Source organism: Saccharopolyspora sp. SCSIO 74807 (assembly GCF_037023755.1).
GTDB classification, from domain to species: Bacteria; Actinomycetota; Actinomycetes; order Mycobacteriales; family Pseudonocardiaceae; genus Saccharopolyspora_C; species Saccharopolyspora_C galaxeae.
Map to the genome: position 1 here is coordinate 1,936,443 of NZ_CP146100.1, position 11,417 is coordinate 1,947,859.

Annotated in this window: 10 protein-coding genes; 6 read left to right on the top strand and 4 right to left on the bottom strand. The window is 71.5% G+C overall.

Annotation, left to right across the window (positions count from 1 at the left end; genetic code table 11):
• Nucleotides 1-116: 116 nt before the first annotated feature.
• From V1457_RS08680 to V1457_RS08690, 3 genes are read right to left on the bottom strand one after another with little or no spacing between them, the layout of a single operon-like run.
• Nucleotides 117-1,163, bottom strand: coding sequence for a glucose 1-dehydrogenase (locus V1457_RS08680; protein WP_200068799.1), 1,047 nt, complete (start codon nucleotides 1,161-1,163; stop codon nucleotides 117-119).
• Nucleotides 1,160-3,037 (bottom strand): glycoside hydrolase family 15 protein, encoded by a 1,878-nt coding sequence (locus V1457_RS08685; protein WP_338602268.1) that lies wholly within the window; start codon nucleotides 3,035-3,037, stop codon nucleotides 1,160-1,162. The genes V1457_RS08680 and V1457_RS08685 overlap by 4 nt, the downstream gene beginning before the upstream one ends.
• A gap of 55 nt (nucleotides 3,038-3,092) precedes the next feature.
• Nucleotides 3,093-3,677: a type VII secretion system-associated protein gene (locus tag V1457_RS08690; protein WP_338602271.1), complete on the bottom strand. Its 585-nt coding sequence runs from the start codon at nucleotides 3,675-3,677 to the stop codon at nucleotides 3,093-3,095.
• Between the two features lie 308 nt (nucleotides 3,678-3,985).
• On the opposite strand from V1457_RS08690, the gene V1457_RS08695 reads away from it, so the two are divergent.
• The 4 genes from V1457_RS08695 to V1457_RS08710 all read left to right on the top strand — a co-directional run bounded on the left by V1457_RS08695 (nucleotide 3,986) and on the right by V1457_RS08710 (nucleotide 7,585).
• Complete coding sequence (locus tag V1457_RS08695; protein WP_200068802.1) at nucleotides 3,986-4,429, top strand: PRC-barrel domain-containing protein; 444 nt, start codon at nucleotides 3,986-3,988, stop codon at nucleotides 4,427-4,429.
• Between the two features lie 409 nt (nucleotides 4,430-4,838).
• Nucleotides 4,839-6,032, top strand: a complete 1,194-nt coding sequence (locus V1457_RS08700) for a S8 family peptidase (protein WP_338602276.1) — start codon at nucleotides 4,839-4,841, stop codon at nucleotides 6,030-6,032.
• Between the two features lie 308 nt (nucleotides 6,033-6,340).
• Nucleotides 6,341-7,132 carry a DNA-binding response regulator gene (locus tag V1457_RS08705; protein WP_295149668.1) on the top strand — a complete coding sequence of 264 codons (792 nt, stop codon included), beginning with the start codon at nucleotides 6,341-6,343 and terminating at the stop codon, nucleotides 7,130-7,132.
• 51 nt (nucleotides 7,133-7,183) lie between these two features.
• Nucleotides 7,184-7,585, top strand: coding sequence for a sterol carrier family protein (locus tag V1457_RS08710; protein ID WP_200068805.1), 402 nt, complete (start codon nucleotides 7,184-7,186; stop codon nucleotides 7,583-7,585).
• Between the two features lie 6 nt (nucleotides 7,586-7,591).
• Here V1457_RS08710 and V1457_RS08715 read toward each other — a convergent pair whose 3' ends face one another.
• Nucleotides 7,592-8,101 (bottom strand): MarR family winged helix-turn-helix transcriptional regulator, encoded by a 510-nt coding sequence (locus V1457_RS08715; RefSeq protein ID WP_200068806.1) that lies wholly within the window; start codon nucleotides 8,099-8,101, stop codon nucleotides 7,592-7,594.
• 95 nt (nucleotides 8,102-8,196) lie between these two features.
• Here V1457_RS08715 and V1457_RS08720 point away from each other — a divergent pair, with 95 nt between their 5' ends.
• Both V1457_RS08720 and V1457_RS08725 read left to right on the top strand, forming a co-directional pair.
• Nucleotides 8,197-9,984, top strand: a complete 1,788-nt coding sequence (locus tag V1457_RS08720) for a chloride channel protein (RefSeq protein ID WP_338602282.1) — start codon at nucleotides 8,197-8,199, stop codon at nucleotides 9,982-9,984.
• 105 nt (nucleotides 9,985-10,089) lie between these two features.
• The gene (locus V1457_RS08725; protein WP_338602285.1) at nucleotides 10,090-11,085 is read left to right on the top strand and encodes a helix-turn-helix transcriptional regulator; all 996 of its coding nucleotides are present in this window, start codon (nucleotides 10,090-10,092) and stop codon (nucleotides 11,083-11,085) included.
• The last annotated feature ends 332 nt before the right edge of the window (nucleotides 11,086-11,417 follow it).

Below are 11,417 nucleotides of genomic sequence, written 5' to 3' on the forward strand. Positions count from 1 at the left end.
CGGAAGCGATCGGCCATGGAGTGAACGGACTGCTGGTCCGAATAGATTGGGCGAGCAGGCCGTTCACTCCGGCAGAGCGTGGGTTGATCGGGTGGTGCGCGGGCGTGTCGGCGGGCTCAAGCCTGCAGGTCGACGACGACCTTGACGTCGGAGTCGTGCCGGGTGAACACGTCGGTCCAGTCGCCCAGCGGAACCCGGCGGCTGAGCAGCTTGCGCAGCCAACCGTGGTCGGCGTCCCGCAGCGCGCCCACGGCCTGCTCGTAGTGCCGCAGGTTCGCGTTCACGCTGCCGACCACGACGTCGTTGTCCAGCACCAGCTCGTCGTTGATCGCCCCGGCGGGCACCGGCAGCGTCCGCTCGTGCCCGGCGATGCCGGTGAGCACGGTGACCGCGTTGCGCGCGGTGCGGCGCAGCACGTCGAACACGACCTCACCGGCACCGGTCGCCTCGATCACCACGTCCGGTTCGCAACCCAGGTCGTCCAGCGTCGTGTGGTAAGTGGCGCCGAGCTCACGCACCAGCTCCGGCTTCGGCCCGTCGGTGACCTGGTCCAGCACGTGCACGTCCAGCCCGCGCTGCACGCCAAGCAGCGCACCGAGCAGGCCGATCGCGCCCGCGCCGGTGATCAGCGCGTGCCGCGGCCGGTAGTAGTAGGCGCGGCGGCCGATCAGCTCGGCCTGCTCCCACGCCTTGGCGACCACCGAGGCCGGTTCGGTCAGCACGGCGAGCTCGCCGAGCCCGCCGCCCGCCTTGATCGCGAACCGCGGTTCGATGGTCCAGCGCTGCGCGCCGAAACCGTCCAGCTGCTTGATGCCGCACTCGGTGTACTCGCCGTTGAGGCAGAAGTCCCACTGCCCGGCCGCGCAGGCTTCGCACGGCCGCGGATCGGGCCTGCGCACCACGCCGACCACGTAGTCGCCCTCGCGGAAACCGCTGATCGCGGGGGCGTGCAGCACGCGGCCGAGGGATTCGTGGAACAGCACCATCCGGTCCTGCCCCGGCGGCAACGCCCCGTGCGAGGAGTGCGTGACGTCGTGGTCGGTCGCGCACACCCCGGTCAGCAAGCCCTCCACCAGCAGCTCGCCCGGCCGCGGAGCGGGGTCCGGCAGCTCGGAGACCGCCGCCAGGTCCGGCTTGCCGGGCACCACCGTCGCCGCCCTCACCGCGATCCCCCTCCGTTTCGCCTGCTCATCTCGCCCCGAGTGTGCCCGCCGTAGAGCACGGCGGCCGAATTGACCAGCGCCAGGTGGGAGAACGCCTGCGGGAAGTTGCCCGCGAACAGGCCGGTTCGCCCGTCGTATTCCTCGGCGAAGAGGCCGACGTCGTTGGACAGCTGCACCAGCTCGTCGAACATCTCCTCGGCCTCCTGCCTGCGCCCGCTCAGCGCCAGCGCGTCGACCAGCCAGAACGAGCAGGCCAGGAACGAGCCCTCACGCCCGGCCAGGCCGTCCACCGAGCTCGCCTCCTCGTCGGTCGAGTAGCGGTCCACCAGCACGCCGTGGCGCAGCTCCCGCTCCACCGCGCGGATCGTGCTCCGCACCCGTTCGTCGGAGCCGGGCAGGAAACCCACCGACGGCATCAGCAGCGTCGCGGCGTCCAGCGTGGTGCCGCCGTAGTACTGGGTGAACGCGCCGAGCTCGTCGTTCCAGCCGTGCTCCAGGACTTCGGCGTGCACCGCGTCCCGCAGCTCGCGCCAGCGCTGCACCTGACCCGGCAGTCCGTCCTCCTCAGCGGCGCGCACCGCGCGGTCGAACGCGACCCAGACCATCACCCGCGAGTGCGTGAAGTGCCGGTCCGGCCCGCGCACCTCCCACAGGCCCTTGTCCGGCTGCTGCCAGACCTTTTCCAGGTGCTTGATCATGCCCCGTTGCAGCGCCCAGGTGTCGGCGTTCTCCCGCACGCCGCGTTCCCGCGCGAGGTGCAGCGCGTCCATGACCTCGCCGTAGACGTCGAGCTGCAGTTGCCGGTACGCCCCGTTGCCGACCCGGACCGGCTGTGCGCCGTGGTAGCCGGAAAGCCAGTCGACCTCCCATTCCAGCAGGTGCCGCTGCCCGTCCACGCCGTACATGATCTGCGCGTCCGCGGGGTCGCCCGCGACGGCGCGCACCAGCCACCGGCGCCACGCCTCGGCCTCGTCGGAGCAGCCGAAGTTGTCCAGCGCCAGCAGCACCAGCGTGGCGTCCCGCAACCAGCAGTAGCGGTAGTCCCAGTTGCGGCTGCCGCCAGCGGTCTCGGGCAGCGACGTGGTCGGCGCGGCGACCATGCCGCCGGTGGGCGCGTAGGTGAGGGCCTTGAGCGTGGCCAGCGACCGGTACACCGCGCCGGCGTGCGGACCGGTGTAATTGATCTTGCCGGTCCACTCCTGCCAGAAGTCCTCGCTGTCCCGGGTCTCCTGCACCGGGTCCATCGGCGGCGGGACTTCCTCGTGGTCCTGCGACCACTGCATCACCCACGACCGGCGCTGCCCGGCTTCGAGCGCGAACACCAGCTCGTGCGCGCGCTCGTGCGCGACCCGCTGCGGCAGCAGATCGCCGCGCAGCACGGCGGTGTGCGGACCGGCGATCGCCAGGATGTACTCGTCGTGCTCCGGGCTGGTCTGGCGCACGTGCCGCACCCACGGCACCGAGTCGCCGTAGGCGAACCGCACGATCCAGCGCATCCGGACCTGCACGGACCCGGACACGCACTCCAGCATCCGCACCAGGCACGGCTGGTCGAACTGGTTCTTCTCGTGCGGCGGCATGCTGTCGACCAGCCGCAGCACCCCGTCGTCGGTGTGGAAATCGGTCTCCACGACCAGCGAGTTGTCCCGGTAGCGGCGCCGGACCTCGCGCACCGGCCCGGCCGGTGCGATCTGCCAATGCCCGTCCCGCTCGTCGCCGAGCAGCCGGCTGAAGCAGGACGGCGAGTCGAACCGCGGCAGGCACAGCCAGTCCACCGAGCCGTCGATGCCGACCAGCGCGGCGGTGCGCAGATCGGATAGCAGCGCGTAGTCGCCGATGCGACCGGGCTTGCCGGAGTGGTGATCGTTGCTCACACCGCCGAGGCTAGGCATCCACGCGGCTGCCGACCACCATCCGCGCGCCGGTGCGTCAGCTCGCGGAGTCGTCCACGAGCGTGCTGTGCGGGATGACCGCGCGCACCGTCTCGTCCAGGTTCAGCCCCAGGTCCAGGCCCGCCAGCAGCTGCGGCAGCGCGTCGCCGGGGACGCGGCGGGTGCCCGGCCAGCTCTCCGGCACCCGCTCCTGCGAGGTGCAGGCGGGCACCAGCTGGCTGCCGTCGTCCAGCTCGGCGGCGTAGACGGCGAGTTCGCCCTCGCCGTTCTCCGGGTCGTAGAGCAGCACCTCGGCGGCCAGCACGGCGGGCGGCAGCTCGTCCTCCGGCGCCTCGCCGCCCGCGATCCGCTGCAGCACCCGTTCCAGCTCGTTGACCGGCTCCGGCAGCTCGATCGACACGTCCGACGGCTCGTACTCGTCGTTGAACTGGAAGTCCTCGTCGATCTCGCCGTCGGCGTCGATGTGGTACGCGCCGATCACGCCTTCCGGCGGCACGTCCTCCCCGGAGTCCTGGTAGCCGGGGTCGACGATGTAGAGCCAGCTGTTCGGCGTCTGCCGGGCCTGTTCCCGCATCTCGTCGGTGATCGGCGGCGGGCCGGCCTGACCGGGCTGCTCTGACATGCTGGCGTCCTTCGTGGTCGGTGAGTTGCCTTCGGGCCCCGCGCTCGGGTACCCGGGAGCGTGTCAGTTCTACCCGTCCCCGCGATGCCTCCGGCGGGCGCCCCCGGGACGGTCCAGGTCGGACGGTGCGGTGCTGCGGGGCGGTGCGGATTCGCCCGTGCGGCAGGAGTTTTCCGCGCGGCGGGATCAGCCGTTCCGAGGTGCCGGTGCCGCGGCGGCGGGGGCAGACTGGGCGGGAGTGGCCGCTGCTCGGCCGGGCGGGCGCGTTCGGCGGCAGCCGGTGCGGTCGAGTTCGGGAGGCGGTCGGCATGATCGGTCAGCGGGAAGCACTGCGGTTGTTCGGCTGCGAGGTGTTCGACCCGGCCGGGCAGCGGGTCGGCATCGTCGGGCAGCTGTTCCTGGACGAAGCCACCGAGCAGCCCGCCTGGATCACCGTCCAAACCGGACTCTTCGGCACGAACGAGAGTTTCGTGCCGCTGGACGGCGCCGCGTTCGACGGCGACACGCTGACCGTTTCGGTGCTCAAGGAGACGGTGCGGCAGGCACCGCGGGTCACTCTCGAGCAAGGCGATCTGCTGCTGGAGCAGGAGCACGCGCTGTACCTGTACTACGGCCTCGAGTACGGCGTCGCCCCGGCGGGCGGTGAGCGGCAGGCGGACTCGGTCCCCGCGGAGGACTCCGCGGCCGAGCTGCCCGAGGAGTACGTCGAGGCGGTGCGGTTGAAGCTGCGCCGCTGGGTCGCGGCGACCTGAGCGCATTCCGTTCGTGCTGCCGCGAACCTCATCGGTGCGCGGATTCGGCCCGCTCGATCGCGCGCTGTCGCGGCGGATGCGGCCGATCGAGTGAGCGATGAGCACATTATCCCCTAATTGCGGGCGCGTTTCGCGCGCAGATCCGACGCGTTGCGTGCGGCTCTCCGGCGGGCGCGGCAACGGCGTCAATTTCCAATTGAAAACGCTGCGCAAGGCCGTTCGGGTGAAAATCACCCGGCATGTTATCGGGTGATCCGAAAAAGATGCGGAACGCCGTTACCCTTCCGGCGCAAGTGTTTGGCGACAAGTCGCCAAACCGCCCGGTTCGCTGCATTTCCGTGCTTTCGTCGGAACAGCACCATCAGATTTCATCCGGCCCCACCCGGATGACGCTGAAGGGGAGGCAACCATGTCCGAATCGCCAGTCCGGCGCCGGTGGGCGGGAGCGGGCGCGGGCCTCGCGGCCGCCGCGCTCGCGTTCGCCGGAGCTCCCGCGAGCGCCGCACCCGACCAGACCCTCGCACCGCTGACCATGCACCCGGAAGACCAGGTGATCTCGGCGGACGGAACCGCCGACTCCTACATCGTCAACCTCGAAGACGGCCAGGACGCCGCGGCCGTCGCCGGGGAGCTCGGCGTGCGCGCCGAACACCTCTACGCGCACAGCCTGAACGGCTTCTCGGCCACGCTCAGCCCGCAGCAGCTGCAGCGCGTGCGCGAGAGCAACGACGTCGAAGGCGTCTCGCAGAACTTCCACATCCAGACCGACCCCCAGCCCCGGGCGGAGGCCGGCTCCTGGGGCCTGGACCGGATCGACCAGCCGAACCTGCCGCTGGACGGCCAGTACGACACCAACGGCACCGGTGCGGGCGTGACCGCCTACATCATCGACACCGGGATCGCCCCGGACCACCCGGACTTCCAGGGCCGCGCCTCGGTCGGCCACGACGCCACCGGCGGCGACGGCACCGACGGCAACGGCCACGGCACGCACGTCGCGGGCACCATCGGCTCCGCCACCTACGGGGTCGCCAAACAGGCCGAGCTGGTCGGGGTGAAGGTGCTCGACGACAACGGCAGCGGCACCACCGCCGACATCGTCGCGGGCATGGACTGGGTGGCGCAGAACGCCGACGGCCCTTCGGTGGCGAACATGTCGCTGGGCGGTGCGAAGGATCCGGCGCTGGACGAGGCGGCCACCGGGCTGGTCGATTCCGGCGTGTTCCTCGCGGTGGCGGCGGGCAACGAGTCGCAGGACGCGGAGAACACCTCGCCGGCCAGCGCGGAGGGCGTCTACACCACGGCGGCTTCGGATCGCGACGACTCCTCCGCGGAGTTCACGAACTTCGGCGCCACGGTCGAGGGCTACGCGCCCGGTGTGGACATCCTCTCGCTCGCGCCCGGCGGCGGAACGGCGACGCTCAGCGGCACGTCGATGGCCAGCCCGCACGTGGCCGGTGTCGGCGCGCTTTTCCTGGAGGCCGGTCCGGACGCCGCTCCGGCGGACGTGATCTCGGGGTTGCAGGGCACCGCCGCGGCAGGCGTCATCAACGGGGCGCCGGAGGGTACGACCCCGGATCTGCTGCAAACCGGAGAACTGTGAATGTGAATCGTCACCTCGGCGGGCCGTTCCTCGTTGCTGAGGAAAGGCCCGCCGTGCCGTTCCCGGCGGAACCGGTGCGCCGCGCGCTGAAGCGGTGCCGGAAATGTGCCTGCGCTGCTGCATTCGGGGGATGAATTCCCGCCGCCGAACGGGGTTAGCCGAAGGTCGAACGTCGTCATCCCGCAAAAGTGGGTTCCCAGCCGGGTCTCCCGGTGCATACGTTCCCTCCCAGGAGGGGACCGGCTCGATGCTCGCAGCAACACTGGTCCAGACCGGAGTTGTCCGGGCGCGTCATGGAAGGTTGTGCCGTGTTGTCCGGATTCACCGAGGCGCCTGAACGCACGCCGGATCGGGCGGCCCCGCGGGTCGCCGAACAGGCCGTGCAAGCCCAGGCCGAGGCGCGCGAAGCGGTGGCCTCGGTCGCCCGGGTCGCCAAGGCGCGGTCCGGAGCGGGCGGAGTCCTGCAGGTCGTGCACGGTGCGCGCCGCGTCGGATGGGCCGCCTACGAGTTGCAGCGCAGCGCGACAGAGCTGGTGCAGGGCGTGGCGAAACCGCCCTACGCCGCGACCGGAGCGTTGGATTCGCTGGAATCCCGCAAGCTCGCCGAAGGCGTCGAGTACCAGGTGCTCTACGACCGGGCGGCGCTGGCGCGCCCGCCGCAGCTGGAGCTGACGGCCAAGCTGGTCTCGCTGGGCGAGCAGGCGCGGGTCGTGCACGTCGCCCCCGCGAAGATGATCCTGGTCGACAACGAGGTGGCGCTGCTGCCGCTGACCACCACCGAGCAGACCGTGGACAGCGCGGTGGTGATCCGGCACTCGGCGCTGCTGGTCGCGGTGATGCGGATCTTCGAGGACCTGTGGCGGTTCGCCGCGCCGTTCGCCTCCGGCGAGCGGGTGATCAGCGGCGACGAGCAGCCTTCCGAGGAAGAGCGCTGGATCCTGTCGCTGCTGGCCTCCGGTGCCACCGATGACACGATCGGACGGCTGATGGGCTTCAGCGCGCGCACCGCGCACCGGCGGGTGCGGGAGCTGGTCGCGCGGTTAGGGGTGGAGACGCGCTTCCAGGCCGGGATGCAGGCGGTCAAGCTCGGCTGGTTGTGATCTTCGGGCGGCCCGGACCGTGCGCTGCGGTGCTGCTCGTAAGCTTGCGCCATGCCTCCGCGTCGACGGGTCGATCCGAACGAGATGCGCGCCGCCGTGGCCGCCGTAGCGCCGTGGCTGGCGGACCCCTGGGCCGAAGACGCGGCGCAGCGCCCGTCCCGCGCGGAAACCGCGTCCGCGGTGAAGCTGAGCCTGCGCACCCTGGAAGCCGTCGCGCCCGGCCGCACCGTCGAGGTCCGCGTACCGCCGTTCGCGGCCGTGCAGTGCGTCGCCGGACCGGAGCACACCCGCGGCACCCCGCCGAACGTGATCGAGACGGACGCGCGCACCTGGCTGCTGCTGGCCACCGGCAGGCTGGATTTCCCGGCAGCGGTCGAATCCGGACTGGTCAGCGCCTCGGGCTCGCGGGCCGACCTGACCCCGTGGCTGCCTTTGGTCCGCGTCGAGGGCTGAAGCCGATCAACGCTCGTAGGTGTCGGCGGCGTCGTAGGGCGAGCTGCTGACCGGCGGTTCTCCGCCCGCCTGCGTGAAGGCCGTGAGCGCGTCGACCATCCCGCGCCGCGCCGTGGCGGGCATCCGCCGCACGATCCGCGCGATCTCGGTGCGCCGGTGCTCGGTGACCTCCCGCACCACGTCGGCCCCGGCCGCGGTCACCGACACCGCGCTCTCCCGCCGCGAGGTGGGGCTGACCTGCCGGTCCACCAGGCCCGACGTGACCAGTCGGTTGATCATCCGGGTGACCGTGGACGGGTTCACGCCCAGCAGCTCGGCCACCGCCGCGTGCTTGAGCGGGCCGCGTCCGTGCAGCGCCACCAGCAGCCGGAACTGCGGCAGCGTGAGCGAGTCGTCCACCGCGGCGATGGAGCGCGCGGAGGCGGCCACCAGCAGCCGGGATGCGGTGAGCATCGCGTCGGTGACCGCGTCGATGTCCTCGACCGGCAGCTCGTCGTCGACGTCGGGGCGGGGCATGGGCTCCGTTGTACCGGAGCCGCCGCCGGGCCGGTGCTGCCCGGTGTTCCGCATCTTACATTTCGTGCCATGGGCAACTGTTGCATCATGCAAGAGTGGTTGCGACGTACGAATCCCGCCGTCCCGCACTGCCTGACCGCCACGGAATCGGGACGTGGCTGCGGGAGCGGACGTCCGGTCTGGTCGCGCTCGCCGTGGTCATCGGCGTCGGCGCCGGACTCGGCGCGATCGTGTTCCGCTGGCTGGTGCAGTCGTTCACCCGGGTGCTGTCCGGAACCGCCGACTACTCCGTCGCGGGCGGGGTGGCGCACCCGTGGCTGCCCGCGCTCGGGCCGTGGTTCGTGCTGTTCACACCGGTCATCGCGGGACTCGTGTACGGGCCGCTGGTGCAGCGGTTCGCGCCGGAAGCGCGCGGGCACGGGGTGCCGGAAGTGATGTACGCGGTCGCCGAGCACGGCGGCCGCATCCCGGCGAAGGTCAGCTTCGTCAAGGCGCTCGCCTCCGCGCTGTGCATCGGCTCCGGCGGCTCGGTCGGCCGCGAAGGGCCGATCGTGCAGATCGGCTCCGCGCTCGGTTCCTCGCTCGGCCGCAGGGTGCGGCTGCCGGAGTCGCGGCTGCGGGTGCTGGTCGCCTGCGGCGCGGCAGGCGGCATCGCCGCGACCTTCAACGCGCCGCTGACCGGCCCGTTCTTCGCGATGGAGCTGATACTGAGCAGCTTCGCGGTGGACTCGTTCGCCGCCGTGGTCGTCGCCAGCGTGACCGCCAGCGTCATCGGCAGGGCCGTGCTGGGCAACGAGGCGTTCCTGGAGCTGCCGAAGCTGTCGCTGACGGGTTCGCACGAGTACCTGCTGATCGTGCTGCTGGGCGTGCTCGCGGGCGCGCTCGGGATCGGGTTCAGCCGGGTGCTGTACCTGGTCGAGGACCTCTGCGACCGGTTGTGGCGCGGGCCGGAGTGGCTGCGCCCGGCGGTCGGTGGGCTGCTGGTCGGCGGCATCCTGCTGGTGCTGCCGGAGATGTACGGCGTGGGCTACCCGGTGCTGCAGAACGCCATCGGCGGGAAGTACGCGGTCGCTTTCCTGCTGCTGCTGGTGGTCGGCAAGATGCTCGCCACGAGCCTGACGATCGGCGTCGGCGGTTCCGGCGGGGTGTTCGCGCCGTCGTTGTTCATCGGCGGCATGGCGGGCACCGCGTTCGGCGCGGTGGTGCACGAGCTGATGCCGGGCGCGACGGCGGCACCCGGTGTCTACGGGATGATCGGCATGGGGGCTGCCTTCGCCGGGGCGGCGCGGGCGCCGATCACGGCCGTGATCGTGCTGTTCGAGCTCACCGGCGAGTACTCGATCATCCTGCCGCTGATGGCGGCGATCGTGATCGCGACGCTGGTCAGCCGCGCGATGAGCAAGGGCACGATCTACACGCTGAAGCTGCGGCGCCGCGGCGTCGACCTGGAGGCCAGCCGCGCGACCTGGCCGTTGACGAGCCGCGGCGTGCACGGGGTGGTGCAGCCGTTGCCGGAGGCGTTGCGCGCCGAAGCGGAGCTCTCCGATGCCGCGCAACAGCTCGCGCTGTCCGGATACGGCGTGCTGCCGGTGGTCGACCCGGACGGCGAGTACCGGGGCTGCGTGACGACCCGGGCGGTCGCGCAAGCGTTGGGCGCGCAGCGGCTCGAACCGGGCGGCGAGGACCCTCGCAGGCTCACCGGTGATCTGGCCGAACTCCCACCGCTGATCACCGACCGCGCCACGCTCGCCGAGGCGCTGGACGCGCTGGCCTCGGCGCCCGGCGGCGCGCTGCCGGTGCTCGACGAGTCCGGTCGCGAACTCTCCGGCTGGCTCACGCACCGCCGAGTCCTCGGCGCCCTCCGCGAGGTCCCGGCGTCCTGAGCACGCATTGGCTCGTGGTGATCACACGCTGTCCAAGAAGCACCGCGCTCGGTAATCTGATCTCTCCGCCGAGGATCGGCGGAGATTCGGCAGAAGAGGATCACCGTGTCCGAGACCTTCGGGCAGGCCCTCCGGCGGTTTCGGCTGGCCGCCGGCCTGTCCCAACCGGCTGTTGCGCGACAGGTGCACGTTGATCAGGGCAACCTGTCCCGGTACGAGAACGATCGGCAGCGCCCGTCGCCGAACACCGCGGGCCACTTGGACGAACTCCTCGGCTCGGGCGGTGAGCTGCGGAGGTTGGCCACCGGTGACATCGCGCCGGACGTGCTCACCTCGGACGACCGCGATCGCCTCGGTCGAGTGCGGGAACGTCCGCACAAGTTGGACGGTGGTGCGGTCGCCGCGCTGGCGAGCGTGCTCGCGGCACAGCGGCGCCTGGACGACACCATGGGTCCGGGACCGCTGATTCCGGCGACGCTGGCGCAGGTCCGGATGGTCACGGACCTGGTGCGGCAGGCGACCGGACCGCATCGCGGTGCGCTCGCCGAGGTCGTTGCCGAGTGGGTGCAGTTCGCGGGGTGGCTGTACGCCGAGACTCGTCAGGACGAGGAAGCCCTGCGCTGGCTGGCCGATGCGGAACAGGCGGCTGACGAGATCGGGGACGGTGTGCTCGCGGCGCAGGCCGCGAACTTCCGCGGCTACGTCGCCCGCCAGCGAGGCAATTGGCGCGGTGTGGCCCGCTGGTTCCTGGCCGAGCACCACACGCCGGGTGCGAGCGTCCATCAACGTCTCGGAGCTGCCGCGCAGGCCGCGCACGGCGCGGGACGGCTCGGGGATCGCGACGGCGCACGACGGATGCTCGAGGTGGCCGACGGTCTGCTGGAGGAGTCGGCCCGGCATCCCGCGCCCAGAACGGCCTACTGGCTCAACCCGACTTTCCACCGGCTCAACCTCGGCTTGGCGCACATGTCGCTGGCCTCGTTCGACGTCGCGGCCGATCATCTCGAACAGGGGCTGAACGGTCTGCCCGCAGACCAGCAAGGTGCCGCGTGGACGGGCGAATACCGCAAGGCTTTCGCCGACGCGGCAGCCGCTCAATAGCTCCCGATGCGCGGTTATGCGCATGGCCGCGCAACTACTTCACTCTTCGTGATCAAGCAGCGACATTAAGTGCATGCCGCAATCGCCTCCAGTGCAGAGCCGACCGCCGGGCTGTTCCCGTCTCCGGCCCGTCCTCCCCGCGGCCTGCCTGGATCGCGGGCGCGGCTTCCGCTGCCTTGGTGCGTCGTGGTCCTCCCAGCGCATCGTGCCGGGGCAGTGGGTCGGCGGGGCCGGTGGTGGTGCCCCCGAACACCCCGGCCCCGCTCGGCACACCTGCGGGAGCGACTGTCATGGCCGCCAGCGTGGAACTGCTGGAGCGGTGATGACCGCGC